18 protein-coding genes are annotated in these 21,798 nt (G+C 61.0%); 11 read left to right on the top strand and 7 right to left on the bottom strand.

The window, feature by feature from the left end; translation table 11 throughout:
• The first annotated feature begins 65 nt into the window (after nt 1-65).
• Nucleotides 66-731, top strand: coding sequence for a response regulator (locus ACSBQT_RS11230; RefSeq protein ID WP_410710382.1), 666 nt, complete (start codon nt 66-68; stop codon nt 729-731).
• Nucleotides 732-952: 221 nt separating this feature from the next.
• Here the strand turns inward: ACSBQT_RS11230 and ACSBQT_RS11235 are convergent, their stop codons facing one another.
• Nucleotides 953-1,750, bottom strand: coding sequence for a PaaX family transcriptional regulator (locus ACSBQT_RS11235; protein ID WP_410710383.1), 798 nt, complete (start codon nt 1,748-1,750; stop codon nt 953-955).
• 149 nt (nt 1,751-1,899) lie between these two features.
• Between ACSBQT_RS11235 and ACSBQT_RS11240 the strand changes: the two genes are divergently transcribed.
• Genes ACSBQT_RS11240 through ACSBQT_RS11265 form a run of 6 tightly spaced genes read left to right on the top strand, consistent with a single transcriptional unit; the run spans nt 1,900 to nt 9,629 of the window.
• Nucleotides 1,900-3,273 carry an MFS transporter gene (locus ACSBQT_RS11240; RefSeq protein WP_410710384.1) on the top strand — a complete coding sequence of 458 codons (1,374 nt, stop codon included), beginning with the start codon at nt 1,900-1,902 and terminating at the stop codon, nt 3,271-3,273.
• The gene (locus ACSBQT_RS11245; RefSeq protein ID WP_410710385.1) at nt 3,270-4,847 is read left to right on the top strand and encodes an acyl-CoA synthetase; all 1,578 of its coding nucleotides are present in this window, start codon (nt 3,270-3,272) and stop codon (nt 4,845-4,847) included. Before ACSBQT_RS11240 ends, ACSBQT_RS11245 begins: the two co-directional genes overlap by 4 nt.
• Entirely contained in the window at nt 4,844-5,668 is an 825-nt protein-coding gene (locus ACSBQT_RS11250; RefSeq protein ID WP_410710386.1) for a crotonase/enoyl-CoA hydratase family protein, read from the top strand. The genes ACSBQT_RS11245 and ACSBQT_RS11250 overlap by 4 nt, the downstream gene beginning before the upstream one ends.
• A 2-nt stretch (nt 5,669-5,670) precedes the next feature.
• Nucleotides 5,671-7,737, top strand: coding sequence for an acetoacetate--CoA ligase (locus tag ACSBQT_RS11255; RefSeq protein WP_435001786.1), 2,067 nt, complete (start codon nt 5,671-5,673; stop codon nt 7,735-7,737).
• Nucleotides 7,738-7,742: 5 nt separating this feature from the next.
• Nucleotides 7,743-8,702 (top strand): 3-hydroxyacyl-CoA dehydrogenase NAD-binding domain-containing protein, encoded by a 960-nt coding sequence (locus tag ACSBQT_RS11260; protein ID WP_410710388.1) that lies wholly within the window; start codon nt 7,743-7,745, stop codon nt 8,700-8,702.
• Nucleotides 8,703-8,744: 42 nt separating this feature from the next.
• Nucleotides 8,745-9,629, top strand: coding sequence for an amidohydrolase family protein (locus ACSBQT_RS11265; RefSeq protein ID WP_410710389.1), 885 nt, complete (start codon nt 8,745-8,747; stop codon nt 9,627-9,629).
• Between the two features lie 60 nt (nt 9,630-9,689).
• On the opposite strand, the gene ACSBQT_RS11270 is transcribed toward ACSBQT_RS11265, so the two are convergent.
• The 4 genes from ACSBQT_RS11270 to ACSBQT_RS11285 form a co-directional block, all read right to left on the bottom strand.
• Nucleotides 9,690-10,271: a PadR family transcriptional regulator gene (locus tag ACSBQT_RS11270; RefSeq protein WP_098730746.1), complete on the bottom strand. Its 582-nt coding sequence runs from the start codon at nt 10,269-10,271 to the stop codon at nt 9,690-9,692.
• Nucleotides 10,272-10,349: 78 nt separating this feature from the next.
• The gene (ligM, locus tag ACSBQT_RS11275) at nt 10,350-11,753 is read right to left on the bottom strand and encodes a vanillate/3-O-methylgallate O-demethylase (protein ID WP_039207262.1); all 1,404 of its coding nucleotides are present in this window, start codon (nt 11,751-11,753) and stop codon (nt 10,350-10,352) included.
• Nucleotides 11,754-11,877: 124 nt separating this feature from the next.
• Entirely contained in the window at nt 11,878-12,753 is an 876-nt protein-coding gene (gene purU / locus ACSBQT_RS11280) for a formyltetrahydrofolate deformylase (protein ID WP_098730745.1), read from the bottom strand.
• Nucleotides 12,754-12,765: 12 nt separating this feature from the next.
• Nucleotides 12,766-13,617 carry a methylenetetrahydrofolate reductase gene (locus tag ACSBQT_RS11285; RefSeq protein WP_098730744.1) on the bottom strand — a complete coding sequence of 284 codons (852 nt, stop codon included), beginning with the start codon at nt 13,615-13,617 and terminating at the stop codon, nt 12,766-12,768.
• A 310-nt stretch (nt 13,618-13,927) separates the two neighbouring features.
• Here ACSBQT_RS11285 and ACSBQT_RS11290 point away from each other — a divergent pair, with 310 nt between their 5' ends.
• On the top strand, nt 13,928-15,244 hold the full coding sequence (locus ACSBQT_RS11290; protein ID WP_370036210.1) for an MFS transporter: 1,317 nt from the start codon (nt 13,928-13,930) through the stop codon (nt 15,242-15,244).
• A gap of 199 nt (nt 15,245-15,443) precedes the next feature.
• Here ACSBQT_RS11290 and ACSBQT_RS11295 read toward each other — a convergent pair whose 3' ends face one another.
• The gene (locus ACSBQT_RS11295) at nt 15,444-16,520 is read right to left on the bottom strand and encodes an acyl-CoA dehydrogenase family protein (RefSeq protein ID WP_435001787.1); all 1,077 of its coding nucleotides are present in this window, start codon (nt 16,518-16,520) and stop codon (nt 15,444-15,446) included.
• Nucleotides 16,521-17,112: 592 nt separating this feature from the next.
• Here ACSBQT_RS11295 and ACSBQT_RS11300 point away from each other — a divergent pair.
• Nucleotides 17,113-17,847 (top strand): phosphatase PAP2 family protein, encoded by a 735-nt coding sequence (locus tag ACSBQT_RS11300; RefSeq protein WP_410710392.1) that lies wholly within the window; start codon nt 17,113-17,115, stop codon nt 17,845-17,847.
• Between the two features lie 6 nt (nt 17,848-17,853).
• Here ACSBQT_RS11300 and ACSBQT_RS11305 read toward each other — a convergent pair whose 3' ends face one another.
• Nucleotides 17,854-19,680: an acyl-CoA dehydrogenase gene (locus tag ACSBQT_RS11305; protein WP_410710393.1), complete on the bottom strand. Its 1,827-nt coding sequence runs from the start codon at nt 19,678-19,680 to the stop codon at nt 17,854-17,856.
• A gap of 204 nt (nt 19,681-19,884) precedes the next feature.
• Between ACSBQT_RS11305 and ACSBQT_RS11310 the strand changes: the two genes are divergently transcribed.
• Together ACSBQT_RS11310 and ACSBQT_RS11315 are read left to right on the top strand one after the other, a co-directional pair.
• A complete protein-coding gene (locus tag ACSBQT_RS11310; RefSeq protein WP_096641259.1) occupies nt 19,885-20,112 on the top strand; it encodes a hypothetical protein in 228 nt (75 codons plus the stop codon).
• Nucleotides 20,113-20,280: 168 nt separating this feature from the next.
• Entirely contained in the window at nt 20,281-21,588 is a 1,308-nt protein-coding gene (locus ACSBQT_RS11315; protein WP_410710394.1) for a dicarboxylate/amino acid:cation symporter, read from the top strand.
• Nucleotides 21,589-21,798 lie beyond the last annotated feature (210 nt).

Raw genomic sequence — 21,798 nt, forward strand, 5'->3', positions numbered from 1 at the left:
GATGCGGAACAGGGACTTCCGCGCCGCGCCGGTCCGTGTCATGGGCCTCGGGTATTGTGACGATCATGAACCAAGCCGCCCCGATCCGAGTCATGGTCGTCGATGACGATCCCATGGTCATCACCGGGATCCGGGGAATCCTCCAGGCCGCCGACGGTATCGACGTCGTCGTCTCGGCGCTGAGCGGGGAAGAGTCCATCGAGAAGGCGTCTCTGCACTATCCCGATGTCGTGCTCATGGACATACGGATGCCGGGAATCGGCGGGATCGAAGCCACCCAGCGTCTGCTCAACAGCGTCCGGCCGCCGAAAGTGGTGTCCCTGACGAGCATGAGCAGCGACGACTACCTCTTCAGGGCTCTCGAGGCAGGTGCCGCCGGATACCTCCTCAAGGACATCGGCCCTGTGGATCTCGCCGCTGCGGTACGCAAGGTCCACGCCGGTGAGCCCATTCTTGCTCCGCAGTCGATGCGACAGGTCATCGCCAAGGTCAGGTCGAACTCCGATCATCGCCTGCAGCGGGAGGCTGTGGAGCTGTTAGCAGGGCTCACCGACCGCGAGCGGCAGATCGCCGAACTCGTGGCCGACGGCCTGTCGAATCAGGAGATCGCCGAGGAGACGTTCATGAGTCTGGCAACGGTCAAGACTCACCTCAACCGGATCAACGTCAAACTGGACACGAACAATCGCGTGCGCATCGCCACGATGGTCGTCAGAGCTCAGAGGAACTGACGCTCCCCCGGCCTGCCCGGCCCCAGCAGGTTCGGCTCGGCCGATTCAGCGTTGCGCGATCCGCCACGTCCCGGCACTCTGCTCATTTTCGTTCGCCACCTGGCCTGCGCATTCCACGATCGCGCCTAGGGTGCAGGCACTCATCGAATTCGCGCTGGCGCAGGAGTGGATCTGACCGGAGACGATAGGACTACATCGGCAGAACCTTCATCAGGGCGCGTCTACTCGAGCGTGCCGGCGAAGAAGTCGTCGAGGACAGGCGCTTCTCTTTTGCCAAGGCGCTGGTCGAGCTCGCCGAACAACTGAGCCTGCATCGTTCCGGGCCAATCCTGCGGCAGGAGGACGGCAGGCAGCTGCGGGTCCAACCGGGTCAGGCCCAGCCATTCACATTGCAGCTTCACTCGCGCCACCAAAGCCTCCACTGGCGCCATAGCGTCGGAGTCGAAAACCTGCCACCGGTCGCCGAAAGCAGCGTATTCAGCGGAGAGAGCATCAAGATCGAAGGCCCCCACAAGGTCGTCGTCAGTCGTAGGAGGTTGAGGTCGGCCGCAGATGACGATTGGGGAGACTTCGAGCTGCTCGGCGTCCAGCACAGACATCAGCTCCCGCTCCCCCGGGGCCACCCAAGTGCCGCCGTCGACCTGACCGAAACCCGCCCACGACAGCTGGGACCAGATCTTCTGCCGTAGTGATCTCCGCGACTCAGGCACCTGAATCCTGACCATCGTCCAAGCGCCATCCCAGTCCTGTGACCGCCATCCCGTGAACATTTTGCGGCCACCTTCACCGAGGATCTGAGACCCGGTCTCGGTCAACGCGTAGAACGTCTTCCTACCCTCCTTGTGACGGGATACAAATCCCTTGGCAGTCATTCGCTGCAGCACCGACCTCGCTGCGGTCTCACCGACGCCGAGCCTATTCATAACGAAGACGATCGAAGCTCCACTGAGGGGACGAGTCGATCCAAGCAGGTGTTCACCGACGAGGGCGAAGAAAAGCGACTGCGGGCGAAAGTCCATACCCCGATTCTATGTGCACCCTCCACTCGAAAGCGCATATATACCGCAATCTATTGACGCTCCGTCTGCACATTGCATAGTATCGAACCGGTTCGATCACCGCCGATCAAACCTTCAGCCAAAAGAGCCGTTCAGTCAGCGAGGATTACATGGCTTCCGCGAACTCCACCTCAAGCAAATCAACACCGATGCTCAAGCGAGCTGCCGCCTCGGCGTACCTTGGCAGCGTCATCGAATACTACGATTTCTTCGTCTACTCGGTCTGCGCCGCCCTCGTATTCAAGGACGTGTTCTTCTCCAACCTCTCCCCTGCGGTCGGCACTCTCGCCAGTCTGGCCACATTCGCCACCGGCTACCTGGCCCGTCCCCTCGGAGGCGTCGTCTTCGGGCACTTCGGGGACAAACTCGGCCGAAAACGCATGCTCGTGCTGAGCATGTTCACCATCGGAATCGCCTCAACGGCGATCGGCTTGCTGCCGACCTACGAGCAGGCGGGCCTCATCGGTCCAGTTCTCCTCATCCTCATCCGCGTCGTCCAGGGCGTGGCAATCGGCGGCGAATGGGGCGGAGCCATGCTCATGTCCGCTGAGCACTCGACGAAGAACCGCGGCTTCTGGGCCAGCTTCACCAGTGCGGGCGCGCCCACCGGGCAACTTGTCTCTGCACTGGTCATCGCCGCAGTGTTGGCGATCATGGGCCCCGAAGCCTTTATCGCCTGGGGCTGGCGACTGCCGTTCCTCGCCTCGATCCTTCTGCTCGTCGTCGGCATCATCGTCCGCTCCGCTGTCGCCGAATCTCCTGAGTTCCTCGCGGCGAAGGCACGCACGCCCACCCGTCGCATTCCGATCATCGCGGCTCTGCGCGGGCAGCCTGTGACCCTGCTGTTCGCCGTCGGAGTCGGCCTGTCCGCGTTCATGTTCCAGGGCCTGCTGACTACCTATTCCGTGGCCTACGGCGTGCAGATCGGCATCGAACAGCAGACGATACTCAACGCATTGTCATTCTCCTCGTTCTTCGCGATCTTCGGCATCATCGGCTGGTCCCGACTGTCCGATACGATCGGCCGTCGACCACTGGTCGTCGCCGGTGCCGTACTCATTGCCGTGTGGAGCTTCGTTCTCTTCCCGATGATCGAGACGAAGGACGGCCTCATCATCACCATCGGCATGATCATCGGCCAGGGCGTCATCCACCCGATGATCTATGGACCTTTGGCCGGTCTCTACTCCGAACTCTTCGACACCGAGCACCGCTACACCGGGGCATCCCTCGGCTACCAGATCGCCGGAATCGGCGCAGGCATTTCGCCTGTCCTGTTCGCCGCAATCATGAGCTCGACCGATTCTCCCTCCACGATCCCCTTATCGATCGTCATCGCGGTCGTCGCCGCCATCAGCATCCTCTGCATCTGGAGGCTCGGCGAGACGACATCCCGGAACCTGTCAGAACAGAGCCCCGGCGAGACGCAACCCAGCACCGAAACCGGCACTCCGCCGGCAGCAACGGAAGGAGAATCCCTGTGACCTTCTCCCACCCCACTCTGACCCGGCTCTCTGAAATCCAGGCCATCGACCACGGCAGCAAGCCAGCGATCACCTTCGCCGGTGTCCAATACACCTACGCCGAAATGCACGAACGCACCTTGACCTGCGCGGCAGAGCTGCACGCTCAGGGAGTCCGTCGAGGTGACCGCGTTGCCTACCTCGGCCCCAACCACCCCGCCCTAATCATCGTCCTGCTCGCCTGCCTCCGCCTCGGCGCGATCTTCATCCCACTCAATTGGCGACTAGCGCCGCCCGAGCTCGACTACCAGCTCACTCTCACAGAAGTGTCTCTGTTGTACGTAGCGCCCGAATCGGCCAAGACGGCAGCCGGGCTGCAAACCAATGTGGTCCAGGAAGAGGTGCAGTGGCAAGATACGCCCGCCTCGTCGACGGGTTCGCTCTTGCCGTCAGCCGACGTCGACGGCAACCACCCGGCGTTCCTGCTCTTCACATCGGGGACAACCGGGCGACCCAAAGGCGCGGTCCTCTCCCACGCCAACCTGATGTGGAATTCATTCAATCTCCTTCTCAACACGGATCTCACCACCGACGACGTCACCCTTGTCACTGCGCCGCTCTTTCACGTCATCAGCCTCAACCAGCAGGTGATGACCAGCTACCTGCGTGGGTCACACATGCTCATCGAACCTCGGTGGGACGTCGACCGCGCCTTCGACGCCGTCGAACACGAGGGGCTGACCTGGATGGCAGGGGTCACAACAATGTTCGCGGACATGCTGCAATCACCAAGATGGGCGAGTGCTGACCTGTCGTCGCTGAGATTCGTCAATTCCGGCGGTGCCCCGATCCCTGTCTCCCTGATCAAGAGCTACCAGGCGAGGGGCATCATGTTCTGCCAAGGCTACGGACTCACCGAGACCTCCCCCGGATGCACCTTCCTGCCTGCTGAGCACGCCCTCGACAAGGCAGGATCGGCCGGACGTGCCGTGCCATTCACCGAAGTCGAAGTCCGCGACGTCTCCGGAAATTCCTGCTCCCCCGGAGTCAAGGGCGAAATCGTCGCTCGTGGCCCCAATGTCACCCATGGCTACTGGAACAACCCGAATGCCACCGATCAGGCGTTCTCCCCAGGCCGGTGGTTCCATACCGGCGACATCGGCTACCTCGACGACGACGGATTCCTCTTCATCGTCGACCGGCTCAAGGACATGTTCATCTCCGGTGGAGAGAATGTCTATCCTGCCGAGGTGGAGTCTGCTCTCTTCGAGCATCCAGGTGTCAGCGAAGCTGCGGTCGTCGCCGCAGCCGACGAGCGGTGGGGCGAGGTCGGCCATGCCTTCATCGTCGCAGCTGAGTCGGAGACCCGGCCGACGCCGGATGAACTGAGCGACTTCCTGCTCGCCCGCCTTGCCAAATACAAGGTGCCGAAGTACTTCAGCCTCGTCGACGAACTCCCACGCACCGGCTCGGGCAAGATACACAAGGTCTCCCTGCGCAGCGGAGATGCGCTCGGCGCACACTCGAGTCCCGCACCGACGGCCAGAACCGCAAAGAATCCAGCATCATCCGCACCACCGAAGGACCACAAATGACACACTTCCCCTCATCCCACCTCGCCGACGTCTCCGAACAGCCGAAGTCGACCGACAGCTCCGAGTCCCTCCGGTTCACCGCCGAGGGCGCCATCGGAGTCCTCACCCTCGATCGGCCTGCCAAACGCAACGCCCTCGACGATGCGACGGTCGCCGCGCTCGGCGAATTCTTCCGCACCCCACCCGACGTTTCAGCCATCGTGCTGACTTCCGTCGGCGAGCATTTCTGTGCGGGCCTCGATCTCTCCGAGATGGCCGAGCGAGACGCTGTGGGAGGACTCCACCACTCACGTTCCTGGCACGCGACGATGAATGCGATCACCGAATCCGAGATCCCCGTCATCGCCGTACTCCAGGGCGGAGTCATCGGCGGCGGCCTCGAACTCGCAACCGCAGCGCACCTGCGGGTGGCCGAGGAGTCCGCATACTTCGCCCTGCCGGAGGGCAAACGCGGACTCTTCGTCGGCGGAGGCGCCTCGGTTCGGGTGCCCCGTCTCATCGGACTCAGCCGAGTCCAGGACATGATGCTCACCGGACGCCGGTTCGACGCTGCCGAGGCCGAGAGCATAGGGCTCGTCAACTACTGCGTCCCCGGCGGTGAAGGACCGGCCAAGGCCAGAGAACTTGCGGCGTCGATCGCGTCGAACTCCCCGGTCACGAATTATGCAATCACCCAAGCGCTGCCGCGCATCGCAGAAACCGGCCGCGACGAAGGCTACATGCTGGAGGCGCTCATGGCCTCCGTCGCCCAGTCAAGTACCGAGGCGAAGGAGCTCATGCGTGCCTTTCTCGATGGCACCGGCCCCAAGGTGAGGAAGTGAACATGTCGTCAATCATTCGAGAAGTCCCCTCGAACGCAATCGGAAACAGCAGGATCGGCGATTTCCTGTCCTGGGTGAACGAAAAGCACGGAATGTCTCTCACCAACTGGAGTGAGCTCTACACCTGGTCGGTCACCGACATCGAGGATTTCTGGGCGTCCGTGTGGATCTATTTCGACGTTTCCAGCCACACACCGTATGAATCGGTGCTCGAGGAACGTGTCATGCCCCATGCGAAATGGTTCACCGGTGCCACGCTCAACTATGCCGAGCACTCTCTCGGCGCCCCCGAGCAGGCGGCCGACCTCGCGGTCACCGCGGTCTCCCAGACACGCGACGACTTCACCTTGACCTTCGACGAACTGCGCGCCGAGGTCGCTCGGGTCCGTTCCGGTCTCATCTCACTCGGTGTGACCAAAGGAGATCGTGTCGTGGGCTACCTGCCCAACCAGCCCGAGGCACTCGTGGCGTTCCTTGCCGCTGCGAGTCTCGGCGCGATCTGGGCCAGCTGCGCCCCCGAGTTCGGCACCCAGTCGGTCATCGACCGCTTTTCCCAGGTCGAGCCCACTGTGCTGCTGGCGATCTCCGGCTACAGATACGGGGCCAAGGACGTTGAACGCTCCGACGAACTCGCCGAGGTGGTCGCCGCCTTACCGACCCTTACTCACCTCGTACACGTCGACTACGGACTGTTCAGTCTCGATTCAGGATTTCGCGACGCTTTCATCACAGGAACCGGACTCGACCATCCGATCGCCGTCGTCGACTACGCGGAGCTAGGGGCCCTTTCTGCGGGAGTCGATGTGTTGAATACGGACGAAAGTTCACCGGACACAGCACTCACCGGACTCGAATTCGAGCCGGTCCCGTTCGATCACCCCCTCTTCATCCTCTTCTCATCCGGAACAACGGGGAAGCCGAAAGCCATAGTGCACAGCCACGGCGGCATCCTGCTCGAGACGCTGAAGAACCACGGTCTTCACTTCGACCTCGGCCCGGGCAGCCAGTTCTGCTGGTTCTCGACGACCGCGTGGATGATGTGGAACGCTCTGGTCGGCGGGCTCGTCGTCGGCTCGGGGATAGTCATGATCGACGGCAACCCGAACTACCCCGATTCGAAGGAGCTCTGGCGCATTGCGGCGAAAGCTCGCACTACGCTCATGGGTATGGCTCCCGGAGCGATCATGAGCGCACGCAAGGAAGGCATTTGCCCCAGGGAGGACTTCGATCTGGCCACCGTCGAACAGTTCGGCGCGGCCGGTTCGCCGCTTCCGGCCGAGGGTTTCGAATGGCTTGTGGAGCAGTTCGGGCAGGATGTGTTGGTCAATGTTGGCTGCGGCGGCACCGATGTGTGCACCGGAATCCTCCAGGGCTCACCACTGGCCCCGGTGTACTCCGGTGAGATGACGGCGCCCTCGCTCGGATTTGCCGCCAAAGCCTACGACTCCAACGGCCAGGAGGTCCTCGACGAACTCGGAGAGCTCGTCATCACCGAGCCGGTTCCCTCCATGCCCGTGACCTTCTGGGGAGCGGACGGCGACGACCGATTCGAGAAAGCATACTTCGAGAAGTTTCCCGGCGTCTGGCAGCACGGCGACTGGGTGCGCTTCTCCTCTGACGGCGGAGTCGTCGTCACCGGCCGATCCGACGCTACCCTTAACCGCGGCGGGGTGCGGCTCGGCACTGCGGACTTCTATTCCGTCCTCGACACGCTCGACGAAGTGGCCGATTCCCTGGTGATCCATCTGGAGGATCCCGACGGCGGAATGGGAGAACTCGTGGTCTTCGTCCAGACCGAATCCGGCGTGCCTTTAACAGGTGAGCTGTCAATGCGCGTCCGCAGGGAACTCAAGACCCGACTCTCCCCACGGCACATTCCTGACGAGATCGTTCCGGTGACGAAGGTGCCGCTCGGGCGCACGGGCAAAAAGCTCGAAGTCCCAGTCAAACGCATCGTCCAGGGTGCCGCACTCGACGAGGTCGCAAGCCCCGGCGCTCTACAGGATCCGAACTCGCTCGACGAGTACGTCGCTTTCGCCGAAGTACGGAGGGAAAGGGATTCAGCATGAACGCTGTGGAGAACACAGAGTCGTCGAATGACACTCGTGAAGAATTCGCTATCGCCGTCGTCGGCACCGGAGTAATAGGGGCCGCTTGGGTCTCGGGCTTCCTCGCCGCAGGGCACAGCGTCACCGCCTTCGACCCTGCTGAAGGAGCCGAGGAACGACTGCTTGAGCAGGTGAAGAGCAACCTCGAGGTGACTACCGGAGTCAGAGACTCGCAACTGGACCGTCTGACCTTTGCCCCCACCATCGCCGAGGCGGTCGGCTCAGTCGACTTCGTCCAGGAGAACGGTCCGGAGCGCCTCGAGGTCAAGCAGGCGATGCTTGCCGAGATCGACACAGCGGCACCCGAGGCGACAATCATCGCCTCGTCGACTTCGGGGTTCGCCCCGAGCGAGATCTCAGCAGAAGCGACAAAAGCTCCTAGCCGCATCATCGTCGGGCACCCCTTCAACCCGGCCCACCTCATCCCCTTGGTAGAAGTTGTCCCCACGCCCGGAGCCTCCCCCGCGCTCGTCGACCGGGCTCTGACGATCTACCGGACCATAGGGAAGAAACCCATCCTCGTTCGAGCCGAGCTCCCCGGCCACGTAGTCAACCGTCTGCAGGCTGCGTTGTGGCAGGAAGCCTATTCATTGGTCAATGAGGGCGTGGTCTCTGTGTCAGACATCGACACCGCGATCTCATACGGCCCCGGGCTGCGATGGGCGATCCTCGGGCCGTTGGCTCAGCAGGCGCTGTCCGGCGGCATCGGCGGGATGCGTCACGTCCTCGACCATCTCGGACCACCGCAAGAGGTCTGGATGCACGACCTCAAGCAGGTGCATCTCGACGAAGGCCTCAAGGAGAAACTCATTGCCGGAGTCGACGACGAACTCGTGGGCAGAGACTCCGCCGCCATCGCTCGCCAACGCGATGAGATGCTCATCCGCCTGCTCGAGCTCAAGCATCGCTATGAGGAGCTTCCCTGAATCGCACAGCCCTTGTTCACACCGTCACGAGGAAAGACACCAATGATCTACCAACCAGCCATCGACACCGAGGCGATCACTGCCATCGACGTCCACACCCACGTCGAAGCCGACGCCCACCAACACACCTCGCTCGACCAAGAGCTCCTCGACGCTTCTGCGGGTTATTTTCGGGCATCGGTTCCACGCACCCCGACTGTTGCTGATCTTGCCGACTACTACCGCGAACGGAAGATGGCGGCAGTGATCTTCACAGTCGACGCCACAACAGCGCTCGGCGGGCATCCGCCGGTTTCATCCGAGATGATCGCCGAGCAGGCCGCGGAACACAACGACGTCCTCATCCCCTTCGGATCTGTCGATCCTCGAAAGCCTGCCGACGCGGTCGGCCGCATCCATGACCTCGCGACGAACTACGGAGTCAGAGGCATGAAATTCCATCCCAGTCTGCAGGGATTCGATCCGAGCGCCTCCGCCTACTACCCGATCTACGAGGCATGTGCCGAGCACGAACTCGTCGCGCTCTTCCACACCGGCCAGACCGGAATCGGCGCCGGGCTGCCCGGAGGCCGCGGGATCAAGCTGAGGTATTCGGACCCGATGCTCCTCGACGACGTCGCCGCAGACTTTCCAGATCTGACTATGATCCTCGCTCACCCATCTGTGCCCTGGGCAGACGCATCGATCTCGATCGCCACCCACAAGGCCAACGTCTTCATCGACCTCTCCGGATGGTCGCCGAAGTACTTCCCGCCACAGCTGACCCGGGCTATCGGATCGATGCTCAAGGAAAAGGCTCTCTTCGGCTCCGACTTCCCACTCATCACTCCCGAGAGGTGGATCAACGACTTCGAGAAGCTGGGTGTCAAGGAAGACGCAGTGCCGCTGATCATGAAGGAGAATGCTCTGCGCGTACTGAGCCTGTGAGAGTCGAACCAGGCTGCTGTCGGACCCGATCGACACAATTATCGGTCGAGAAGCTCACCTTCACCCATCGAGGTGCTCGGTCAACTTCAGCCCTCGCTGAGCCCACTCAATCTCGCTGCGGGCTCGATCAGCCAGTCCTTCGTAGGCGAACCGTTTGTAGCCGATCGTCATCTCACGGTCCTTGTCGGCTGTGACCGCAAGTCGACGGTTGAGCATCGGGGATTCGAGCGCATCGATATTGGCGATCTCGTCTTCGATGTACTCGAGTTCACCCGTCCATACTTCGATGTGATTGCGAAGGAAGGAAATCCGCGCTTCGTGGTTCGCGGACTCGAGGTAGGCGGCTTTCAGATGAGAAGCATCGCGTGTGCGCTGATACTTCAGAGGAGAATTCATCCACTCGAGGAACGATTCCTCTCCTGCCTCGGTGACGTGATACATCCGACGCATCCCAGCGGTTCCACGCGTCTGCTCTTCGGGAAGAATGAGCCCTTCTTCGGCCATCTTGCGCAGTTCCGGATAGATCTGCGAGTCAGGTGCATGCCAGACGTGGCCCACCGATTGTGAGAACTGCTTGGCCAGATCGTAGCCCGACATCGGTTCGATCCGGAGAAGCGCAAGGATGGCACTTCGTAGACTCATCTCGTTGGTCCTGTTCTGTTTATCCGAAGACGAAGAGGGTCCGGGCTGTTCAGCCCGGACCCTCTCACATTACCGTTCTCAGGCTTTGTAGCCGGTACGCCATCCTCCCTGATAGGTCTGACGCGCAACAGTCGAGTACGGCACGGGGCTGACTACCGCGCGAACCTCAGTCTGCTCGTGTGGCTCGACGGAAGCCTTGGTGGTCCCGCCGTCCGGTTCGCCCCAGACGACCTTGAGCTCGGCGCCTTCGGGAACGTCAGGATCAACGACTGCCAGGGAAAGCCCCCGACGCTCGTTCGCCGAGTAGCCGGTGAACATCGAGAAGCCGACCGTGTTGCCGTCGGCGTCGATGACCTTGTCGTAATTGGCTGAACCGTAGTTCGCCAGCGGAAGGTCGAAGTACTTGTAGTTCGGACCATCAACGTTCAGCGGCGAAGAGAGCACTTTGCCGAGATCGTCAGCGTCCCACGCGAGGGTGACCTTCCTGCGCTGCGCGGCAGGATCCATCTTCTCCAGGGCGCTGCGGCCGATGAACTCGTGGTCGAACTTGACGAACGATCCGTAGCCGAGTTCCCAAGGCGTCAGATAGTAGTCTTCGATGTTCTCGGAGACGAACGAACCAGCAAGAGTTCCGGTCGCTTCGTAGCTGTCGGCACCGAGCCATTCGCGGAATGTCCGTTCTTCCTCGCCGGTGTAGATCGCGGGCAGCGGGGAGGGGATCCATCCCGATTCGAGGGTATTCGATGGGTAGGCGCGCGAACCGACCTGGAGCATGCCGAACTGACTGCCGGCCTCGACGATAGCGTCGCGAATGACCTTGTGGTCATCATATGGTCCCCACAGCTCCAAGCCGGGAGCGCCTGCCATTCCGTGACGCAGTGTGCGCACCTGCTTACCGGCGATGGTCATCGAAGCCATATTGAAGAAGCCGATCTTCTCCAACGGTCCGCCGTTGAGCTTCTCGATGATGTCCCACGCTTTGGGGCCTTGGATCTGGTAGCGGTAGTAGCGACGGCTGACGGGATCACCGTAGGGACGCGACGGCGATCGACGGTCGACCTCGATGTCGAGATCCTTATAGTCGCCCGTCTCCGCGTGGAACATCAGCCAGTTCGACGCCGGCGCACGACCGACGTAGACGTACTCGTTCTCTGCTTCGTGGAAGAGGATTCCGTCGCCGATGACGTGTCCCGACGCTGTAGTCGGCACGTATTGCTTGGCCTTGTTGACAGCGAACTTCGCAACCGAGTTGATTGCGGTGTCGGAAATCAGCTTGATGGCGTCCGAACCGCGCAAGAAGACATTGTCCATGTGGTGCGACTGGTCGTAGAGGACAGCCGTTTCTCGCCAAGCACGCTGTTCCTTGATCCAGTTCGAGAAGTCCGCAGGAACGACAGGATAGATATAGGATCCGATCTGCGAGTTGCGGAGCAGTTCGACAGGATTGTTCTTGTCGAGAATCTGCTGGAGATTGTCAGTCATCGTCGATGAACCTCTCTTGTTGTCAAGGATGCTCCGTTCTGAAACATCCGTTCTTCTTTGGTGTTGGTCGGGAATTGATGCGTTGATGTGGCCGACTTCGACCTACATGGCCACAGACCTCAGATCAGTCGAACACGATGGTCTGATTGCCATGCCGAATAACGCGGTCATCGGCGTGCAGTCGTACTGCCTTCGAGAGCACCGCCCGTTCCACGTAGGCGCCTCTCGCCTGCATGTCTCCGGAAGTCATCGTGTGGTCGACTCGGGTGACATCCTGTTCGATGATCGGACCCTCGTCGAGATCCTTCGTCACGTAGTGGCTGGTCGCACCGATGAGCTTCACACCACGTTCCTTGGCTTTCCGGTATGGCCCTGCTCCGATGAACGCGGGCAGAAACGAATGGTGGATGTTGATCACAGGAACTTCGACATCATCGAGAAACGACTCGGACAGGATCTGCATGTACCTGGCAAGGACGACGAGATCGACGTTGCCGGCCAGCAGCTCCATGATGCGTGCTTCTGCTGCGGATTTGTCCGGCCCCTGCGAAGGTACGTGGAAGAACGGGACACCGAAGCTTCGCACTGCCTCGGCGACGTCGGTGTGGTTCGAGATCACCAGGGGAATCGAGACCGGCAGCTCACCGCGCTGATGCCTCCACAGCAGTTCGAGCAGACAGTGATCGCTCTTCGAGGCGAGCACAGCCATGCGTTTGAGAGCCTTCTGCTCCACAAGGCGGAATTGCACTCCGAGGGGATTGAGAGTGGACGCAAGGTCCGTCTGAATTTCAGGAACCGCGGCAGAGAGCCCCTCCTTGTGGAAGACGACGCGCTGAAAGAAGTCCCCGCCTTCCGGATCGGTCGTGTACTGGTCGAGGGAGACTATGTTGCCGTTGTTTCGGGCAATGAGCGAAGTGACGGTTGATACCAGTCCCGATTGATCGGGGCCGGTGACGATCAGGGTTGCGTAGTCTTTGCGTTTTTCGGCGAGGTCGGTCATTTGATCACCACCTCACGATTCATCGGCGAACTTGTGCGCCCACTCGGCGGTGGCCAGCAGTCCGCCGAAGGTATAGAAGTGCGTCTTCAGGGTCTCCGGTGATTCCAGCCCCTCAGCCCGGTCAGACAAGTCTCGAACGAACTTGTCTGGACCGGCGGTGCCGACGAGATTCGTCAGTGAGAATCCGTACTTCTTGACGATTCCGGCACTCGTTCCCACACCGAATCGTCGGGCGTAGCCGAGGAGTCTCTTGATACCCGCCGGACCAGGTGTGCCGATCCGGATGACCGACTCGATGCCATGATTGCGAACATCTCTGACCCATTCGCTGACGCGCTGCGCGTCGAATGCGAACTGGGTGAGCACAACCTGGTCCAGATTCTGTTCAGCCAACGCAGACGTCTTTGCGTCCAAGTGATACCAGAGATCGTCGTCGCTGATATCGGGATGCCCCTCGGGATAGCCGCCGACGCCGACCTCGGCAACGCCATAATCCTGCAGGATTCCGGTACGAATAACCGACAGCGAGTCCTCGTAGGGACCTTCCGGCGTAGCGGGATCGCCCCCGACGACGAATACATGATTCGTCGCATTGACTTGCTGCAGCGCATCGAGGAAATCTCTGAGCTCCCGTTCGGACTTGAGCCGACGGGCGGAGATGTGCGGAACCGGAACGAATCCCATATCAGCGACGGCCTTCGACGCCTCGACTCGCATCGGGAGATCTTCATTGCCGAGGAAGGTGACATTGATCCGAGTCCGCTGCGGGATCGCATGGGCTGCCTCTCTGAGATTGGGAATGTCCTTCCCAGTCATCTCAAGCGAGAAGTCGTCCAGTAGGCCCGTTGCAGTAAGTGACACCACGGTGAAAGTCCTTTCGTCAACACTGCTTCGTGTTCTCCAGATCACTATATGCATAGGCACTTACCTATGTCCATAGGTAAATCGTCAGGCAATCGATTCCTGCTTGACCCGCATGGAGAGGAGTCGTCGACACCACCCGCAGAGGCAAACAGACGACAGTCGGGCATTGCCGACGCAAAAGGACGCTGATAGTGTGCACCACATCACCATTTGCCTATCGGTATAGGTATGTCGCAGCGAGGCGGCTCCAGCCGATATATCTGAATCGGAGAAATGCGTGGATCTACGAGAACGAATCAACAACTCTCACATGTCGGCCTATCAATGGCTGATCGTCGGAATCTGCACCTTCCTCAATGCACTCGACGGGTACGACGTCCTGGCCATCTCATTCACGTCGAACGAAGTCAGCGACGAATTCGCCCTGTCAGGGACCACATTGGGACTTGTCATGAGCGCGGCACTCCTCGGCATGGCGGTCGGCGCACTGGTACTCGGTCCGGTCGCCGATCGGATCGGACGCAAGAACATGATGATGATCGCGCTCGGCGTCAACGCCGTCGGGCTGTTCTTCACCGCCACCTCATCGTCGGCTGCTGAGCTCGGGCTCTGGCGCGTCATCACAGGATTGGGCATCGGCGGCATCCTGGTCAGTACCAACGTCATCTCGGCCGAATACGCATCGCGTCGCCGTCGCGGTCTGGCGATCAGCATCTACGCCGCCGGCTACGGGATCGGCGCTGCCGTCGGCGGCAGCATAATGATCAGCCTCATCGGAGCATTCGGATGGCGGTCAGTCTTCGTCTTCGGCGGCAGTTTGACGATTGTGTCGTTGGTCTTCGTCATTTGGCTGGTGCCAGAGTCCGCGTCGTACCTTTACAACAAGAGGCCGGTCAACGCGCAGAAGCGGCTGGACACCATCGCCGCGAAACTCGGACACAATGAACCGGTCGACCTCTCTGCAACAGAATCGGATATGGAATCCGGTGCAGGCACCGGCAAAGGTGTGGGCTCACTGCTCAACCGCCGCAATCGTCGAGTTACCCTCGTCGTCTGGGCTACTTTCTTCATCGTCATGTTCGGGTTCTACTTCGTCAACTCGTGGACTCCACGGCTGATGAATGAGACAGGGCTCAGCGAGTCACTGTCGATGGTTGTCACTGTGGGGCTGACTGTAGGCGGGGCCATCGGTTCGGTGGTCTTCGGACTCTTCACCTCACGCTGGTCGACCCGGACCGTCCTGATGAGCTTCTCTGTCCTGGCCGCGATATTCATGGCGGTCTTCGTCTTCACTGCACAGTGGCTGGCGATCGTCATCATCTTCGGTGTGCTGGTGGGAATGTTTACCAACGGCTGCATCGCCGGTCTCTATGTCCTCACACCACAGTCCTACTCAGCGTCGATGCGGTCGACGGGGTCAGGCTGGGGAATCGGCATCGGACGCTTCGGTGCCATCATCGCTCCGACAGCCACCGGCGCTCTGCTCGACGGAGGCTGGAGCCCGCAGGCAATCTACGTGCTCGTCGGCGCCATCCTGCTACTGGCTGCGCTCGCGCTGCTCGGCATGCGCGGCATCGATGTCGAGGCGAATCGAAAGCCGGAGCCCGTGACCAGCTCTGCCCCCTAGGGAGTTTCTCCTCCTCAGAAGTTCGAATCAAACGCAGGCGCAGGGGCCGACATCGAGGTTGTCGGCCCCTGCCAACTCTTGTGTGCGGATGGACCGGGCATGACTTGACCACCACTTCCATAGTCCTCGCCGGAGAGTGGAGCCCACCAAGGGAATCGCATCGCCGCCCCGGGAATTGCGAGGCGAACACGTCTGCAGCTCAGACGAATGCAGATTCCCCCGTCAGCGCCCGTCCGACGATGAGCGCAGTGACTTCGTGGGTACCCTCATAGGAATAGACGGCCTCAGCATCGGCGAAGAATCGCGCCGCGTCGTTCTCGAGCAGGATCCCGTTGCCCCCGAGGACCTCTCGAGCCAGCGCCACGGATTCACGCGCCATGCGAGCAGTCTGCATCTTCGCCAAGGCAGAATTCACATCGACGTAGTTGCCGGCGTCCTGCTGTGCCGAAAGCTGGACGACCATACCCAAGGATGCAGTGAGATTGCCCAGGATCCGAGCGAGCTTCTCCTGGACCAGCTGGTAGCCGCTGACCGGACGGCCGAACTGTTCACGCTTCTTCACATACGCCAGGGCGGCGTCAAGGGCTCCCGCCTGCAGACCGGTGGCGATCCACGCCACATCCGATCTCATTACACGCAGAATTCGGTTGACGTCGCGCCAGGAATTCACCTGACGCAGTCGGGCCGATTCGGGGACCTCTACACCTGCAAACCTGATCGTAGAGTTCTCCATTGGACGCAGAGCGACCTTGCCGACCATGGTGTCTATACTCAAACCCCAGCTGGCACGCGGTACCAGGAAGACTTTGACCTGGGAGTCCGCGACGTCGCGGGCGAAGACCGCGATCAGGTCCGCCGTCGCCGCGCCTCCGATCCATCGCTTCGCGCCGTCGATGATCCACCGGCCTTCGCCGTTGCCTGCTTCCTCGTCGAATCGCGCCGTGGTGGCAAGACCTCCGGCGATGTCGGACCCGTGATCGGGCTCGGTCAGAGCAAAGGCTCCTGAGAGCGCGAAGGAACGCACCTTCGGGTCGAGGTCTACGACCTGCTCGGGCGCGCCGCCGTGGCGGACAGTGGCCCGGAAGAGTCCAGACTGGCCGTTGTACATCGTCGCCACAGACACGTCGGTGCGTGCGAGGACATAGTTACGGAAGCCGGAGAACATACTCGAATCGGCTTCGACTTCCTCGACGCCTTCGGGCCGCATGAGGTCAAGTGACGCCAGGGTCTCGCGTACAGAGGGCGGCATCGACGCCGATTCCCAGGCCCGAGGCATCAGCGGAGCTACCTCCTCTGCGAGTACCGCACGTAGATTATCGAGTGTGTCTCTTGCGGCCTGGCTCAGATGCATCGAGGCAAACCCGTACGGATCAAGTCCGATAGTCGTCTCCGAGTCGATGATCGGCATTCTGCAGTACTTCCTTCCTTAGGTCTGTGTCCAGTGTGAGTGGGTTCACATGAAACCAAAAGCAGAATAATTCTGAGAAATAAACCGGAAATGCGAACATGTACACCTGACGAGTTCCAAATCCCAGCGGGCATCGGCTCACCTTGCTCGCCCAGACCGCCAACCTCAATGAGTCATCTCCGGCAGGTCAGTTCGCGCTCTCGACGAAATTTGAGCAGAATTGCCGCCTGCGTCCTAGTACCGCACCTCCCACCATGAAGTGTTCGGAACTCTTGCAGGACGAAACCCGGGCTACGACACGCTGGCGCAGGAGTGGATTCGCTCCCGAGCAACCTGAGTTCGCGGCGGAGCAGCATCAGGTGCTGCAGTCGAAGGCAACCACCGGATAGAGAACAAAATTCACCGTTTCTTTATCCCTCACCGCAGAAGTGATTGTCGACTCCGTCTAAAATCGACTCTGATGGTTGCTGAACCCTATGTGGAATCCGAGAAGCTGATCAGCAACCCCTCAGATCGCAGTCAGTGGACAGAACGAGCACAGGGGTTGCTGTCCTGGGCAACCTCATTCTGGGTCTTGGGCGCCGCTTTCATCGTTGTCACATTCGCCGCAGCCGGTCCGCTGCGAGTCTGGGACTACAAGCTCAATCGACGGTGGCTCTACCTCTTCGAACCCGATCTCGTCTGGTTCGTTCAGCACATCCTCGACCCCATTGCAGGCCAGGCGGTCTGTCTTCCCGTCTTGGCGATCGCCGCGATCGTGCTGTCGCGCAAACGTCGGTCCTGGCGACCGATCGTCTTCGCGATCGCCGTCGAAGCAGCCTTCTACCTCGGCATCGGCTCACTCAAGGTCCTCCTCGCCCGACCGGCGACCACACTGCATGACCCGCGGTTCTTCCAAGGCGGTCTCATCGAGATCGGCGGCCGCGGAATCAGCTACCCGTCAGGGCACGCGGCCGAAGCCGTACTCATCTACGGAGCGGTCGCCTACCTCATCGCGACCTACAGCAACGTCACTACCAGAACCGTGCGCCTGCTGTGCTGGGGCGTCGCAGCGGTCAGCGTGAACTCCGTGGTCGTGTCCTTCGCCCTCGGCTGGCACTGGGCCACCGACCTCATCGGAGGTCTGCTGATCGGCGGATTCTTCTTACGACTGCTCATCATCGCCGACAAGCGAATACCTGACCCCAGAACCTGACGGCTCTCACAGCCAGGAGTCGTCGAGGTCCGTGAATGTCGTCGCCCTGCTCTCCACGAGATCGAACCATGGGCCGGTCTGCGGCAGTTCGTGGGTGAAGAAATACCGCGCCGCGGCGATCTTTCCCTTGAGGAAAGCAGAGTCGCCACGTTCATCGATGGTCACCTCGGCAGCCATTCCCTGCTGAAGCCACAGCCACGCCATGACCGTGTGGCCCACTGCTTCCAAATAGGTCCACGCATTGTCGAGTGCCACCGTTGGATCCCCGCTCGACCACACTGCGGCGGTCACGGATTCGATACGCTCGACGGCTGATGTCAGCGCCGCGGTCTCAGCGGACCAATCGGAGCGGTCGGCCGCCTCGGCGAGGGTCTCCCGCATCTGCTCCAGCAGCACCTGCAGACCGGCCCCGCCTTGCATAATGGCCTTGCGGCCGAGGAGATCCTTGGCCTGAATGCCGTGCGTGCCCTCGTGGATCGGATTGAGTCGATTGTCGCGGTAGAGCTGTTCGACGTCATGATCGCGAGTGTATCCGGCTCCGCCGAGCACCTGAATGGCGTGGTCGTTGGCCTTCAGGCACCACACGCTCGGCCAGGTCTTGACGATCGGGGTGAGCACATCGAGCAGCAGTGCCGCACGATCACGCTCGGCCTCGGAATCAGCAGTTTCGGATTCGTCGAGCAGACGTGCGGCATAGAGGATGAGCCCGAGCCCGCCCTCGACGTAGCTCTTCGACGACAGCAGCATGCGCCGGACATCGGAGTGCTCCGCAATCGGGATCGGCTCACCATCGGATCCCTTCGCACCGTCGGGACGACCCTGGCGGCGATCGCGGGCATAGCGGAGGGCATCGAGGTACCCGTGGTACCCCAGTCCAACCGCACCGGCTCCGACACCGATGCGAGCCTCGTTCATCATGTGGAACATACAGGCCAGACCCTTGCCCCGCTCCCCCACGAGGTAGCCCACAGCACCAGCGGAACCGGCCGGCGTATGCGTGCCCTCACCGAAGTTGAGCAGAGTGTTCGTCGTTCCGCGCCACCCCATCTTGTGATTGAGCCCGGACAGAACGACATCATTGCGTTCACCGAGGCTGCCATCGTCGGTGACGAGGTACTTCGGGACGAGGAACAGACTCAGACCTTTGACCCCTGGCTGGTCACCCTCGGCACGGGCCAGGACGAGGTGGACGATGTTCTCCGAGAGTTCGTGATCGCCGCCGGAGATCCACATCTTCGTGCCGTGGACGCGGAAGGCGTTGCCCCCACCGGCAGGATCCGGAACGGCCTTCGTCGTGACATCTCCCAGCGAGGAGCCGACATCGGGTTCGGACAGGCACATGGTGCCGAAGAAGCGGCCGTCGAGCTCGGGCACAACGTACTTCTCAATCAGCTCCTCGGTACCGTACTCGAGCAGCAGATTGGCGTTGGCCATGGTCAACATCGGGTAGCTGGCTGTCGCGATATTGGCCGCCTGGAACCAGGCGAAACAGGCCTTCGCGACCGTCTGCGGCAGCTGAATTCCGCCGACGCTCTCATCCATCGTCGCCGACAGCAGGCCGATGCCGGCGAACTGGTCAAGCGCAGACTTGATCTCTGGAATCAGCGTCACCGCAGTTCCGTCGAAGGTCGGTTCGTTGAGGTCGGACTTGCGTGCATGGGTCGCGAACCGCTCCTTGGCAAGCTCCTCGCTGGCGTCGAGCACGGAGTCGAAGACCTCACGCGAATGGTCGGAGAAGCGAGGCCGTTCGCAGAGTTCGTCGACCTTGAGCCAGTCGTAGAGTTGGAACTCGATGTCCTTGGCGGAGAGGATGGATTCTGTCGCAGTCGTCAAGACGCCATTGCCTTTGCTCTGTTCAGTCACAAGACCAAACTAAAGCTAAACGTTCGTTAAGTAAAGCGATTCACCTTCTCACAGTGCAAGGGTTTGGCTATTGACCACTTGTGAGGTCCGCCAAACGCTCCTCATCCCTGGGTTGCGGCCCCCGCGAGAGCTATAATTCTCTCTACAATCTGCGTGGAAATGGGGCGAAAGATCATGACCGCAGAAACGCATCGATCGTCGAAGTTGGCCGAGACGATCGAAAAGTTCTCGAAGGCGTTCAAGAGCGCCAACATCGGCCAGGGGCAGAAGGTCGGCTACCGAGAAGACAGCTCCGAAGAACGGCTGCAAGCCACGGCTGAACACGAGGGAGTGAAGCTCTACCGCAATCCCGACGGTTCTCATCTCGCTGTCGACGAATCCCACTCGAGCTACGACGACTGATCATCGATCAGCCTGAGAGCTGATTCGTCTGCTCGACCGAACATCAACAGCCCGGTACACGGCTATCCGCGTGCCGAGTTTCTCTGTGTCCCAGGTAGGATCGCCAGGGCCATGATGCCACGCCGACCAGTCGGCGGAACAACGATGCTGAAATGAAAGGCAGAGCCTATGCCCTCCTCTGCTGCCTCTCCCACCCAGGCGACCGATTCGAAGCCGCAGTCGTCGGGTTTCCTGCGGATCCTCCGCAATTACCGCTTCCCGCTCTTCATCCTCACCGGAGTGGTCATCGGAGCGATCATCGGCCTCGTCTTCGGGGAACGTGCCACAGTCATCAAACCGTTCGGCACGCTGTTCATCAACATGATGTTCACTCTCGTCGTGCCGCTCGTGTTCTTCTCCATCGCCTCTGCGGTCGCGGGAATGTCCTCGGCCGCACGACTGGGCAAGATCATGGGCAGCATGCTCGGAGTCTTCGCCGTCACCGGCATCATCGCCTCCATCGTCATGGTCGCCGCACTGCGCATCTTCAACGCCACGGACGGCGTCCAGGTGGAGATGCAGGAGCCGAAGAACGTCGAGGACGTCGGGTCCATCGGCGACCAGCTCGTCCAGACCGTTGTCGTCGACGACTTCTCGAAGATCCTCTCCGCCGAGCACGTGCTCGCACTCATCGTGTTCGCCGTCATCGTCGGCTTCGCCACCAGCAGGATCGGCGACGCGGGCAAGCCGTTCGCCCAGTTCCTCAACTCCGGCACCGAGGTGTTCCTCAAGTTCACCTCGATCGTCATGTACTACGCCCCGATCGGCCTCGGTGCCTACTTCGCCGCTCTCATCGGCGACCTCGGCTCCCAGCTCGTCGGGGACTATGTTCGCGCTTTCCTTGTCTACTACCCGGTGGCGATCGCCTACTTCATCCTGGCGTTCACGTTCTACTCCTTCCTCGCCGGCGGCCGCCGAGGCGTCGCTCGGTTCTGGGGCAATATCCTCGAACCCACGGCGATCTCCTTGGGCACGTCCTCCTCGGTGGCGGCGATCCCGGCGAACCTGCGCGCCGGAGAGAAGATCGGAGTTCCACGGGATATCCGGGAGACGATCGTGCCGATCGGTGCCACGATCCACATGGAAGGATCGAGCCTGTCGGCGATCCTCAAGATCGCGTTCCTCTTTGCCGTGTTCCAGCGCGACTTCTTCACTCTGGAGAACATCCTCATCGGCATCGCCGTGGCGCTGCTGGCCGGAATGGTCATGGCCGGAATCCCCTCCGGCGGCTTCATCGGCGAGCTCATGATCATCACCCTCTACGGTTTCCCGGCCGCGGCGCTGCCGATCATCCAGATCATCGGAACCGTCATCGATCCTCCGGCCACCACGGTCAATGCTGTCGGCGATCAGGCGAGTTCGATGATGGTCGCCCGCATCCTCGACGGCAAGGACTGGATGGACAAGACCGACAGGGATCACGATTCGGTTCCGTAAGCTCAGTGAATCTGTCACACTCCCGAGCTCGTAGATTCAGACAAGGCTCCTTCTGGCCGAATGTCTCGGAGATGTCATAGGAACGCAATAGAACTTCCGCATTTGCGACTCGGCATCTCAGCTTCTGTTCAGATTCGAGCAAGTGGCTCTCACCTGGGCTGACGATACTCGATTCCAGCAATGTTCCTGATCTGGAAGAGGAGAAGTCAC

It is taken from the genome of Brevibacterium sp. H602, from assembly GCF_051172395.1.
In the GTDB taxonomy this organism is placed as follows: domain Bacteria; phylum Actinomycetota; class Actinomycetes; order Actinomycetales; family Brevibacteriaceae; genus Brevibacterium.

Excerpts from the sequence above, each read along its gene's own strand:
- ACSBQT_RS11230 (WP_410710382.1), top strand. The coding sequence starts at position 66 with ATGAACCAAGCCGCCCCGATCCGAGTCATGGTCGTCGATGACGATCCC.
- ACSBQT_RS11235 (WP_410710383.1), bottom strand. The coding sequence starts at position 1,750 with ATGGACTTTCGCCCGCAGTCGCTTTTCTTCGCCCTCGTCGGTGAACAC.
- ACSBQT_RS11240 (WP_410710384.1), top strand. The coding sequence starts at position 1,900 with ATGGCTTCCGCGAACTCCACCTCAAGCAAATCAACACCGATGCTCAAG.
- ACSBQT_RS11250 (WP_410710386.1), top strand. The coding sequence starts at position 4,844 with ATGACACACTTCCCCTCATCCCACCTCGCCGACGTCTCCGAACAGCCG.
- ACSBQT_RS11255 (WP_435001786.1), top strand. The coding sequence starts at position 5,671 with ATGTCGTCAATCATTCGAGAAGTCCCCTCGAACGCAATCGGAAACAGC.
- ACSBQT_RS11265 (WP_410710389.1), top strand. The coding sequence starts at position 8,745 with ATGATCTACCAACCAGCCATCGACACCGAGGCGATCACTGCCATCGAC.
- ACSBQT_RS11270 (WP_098730746.1), bottom strand. The coding sequence starts at position 10,271 with ATGAGTCTACGAAGTGCCATCCTTGCGCTTCTCCGGATCGAACCGATG.
- ligM (WP_039207262.1), bottom strand. The coding sequence starts at position 11,753 with ATGACTGACAATCTCCAGCAGATTCTCGACAAGAACAATCCTGTCGAA.
- purU (WP_098730745.1), bottom strand. The coding sequence starts at position 12,753 with ATGACCGACCTCGCCGAAAAACGCAAAGACTACGCAACCCTGATCGTC.
- ACSBQT_RS11290 (WP_370036210.1), top strand. The coding sequence starts at position 13,928 with ATGTCGGCCTATCAATGGCTGATCGTCGGAATCTGCACCTTCCTCAAT.
- ACSBQT_RS11295 (WP_435001787.1), bottom strand. The coding sequence starts at position 16,520 with ATGCCTCGGGCCTGGGAATCGGCGTCGATGCCGCCCTCTGTACGCGAG.
- ACSBQT_RS11300 (WP_410710392.1), top strand. The coding sequence starts at position 17,113 with ATGGTTGCTGAACCCTATGTGGAATCCGAGAAGCTGATCAGCAACCCC.
- ACSBQT_RS11310 (WP_096641259.1), top strand. The coding sequence starts at position 19,885 with ATGACCGCAGAAACGCATCGATCGTCGAAGTTGGCCGAGACGATCGAA.
- ACSBQT_RS11315 (WP_410710394.1), top strand. The coding sequence starts at position 20,281 with ATGCCCTCCTCTGCTGCCTCTCCCACCCAGGCGACCGATTCGAAGCCG.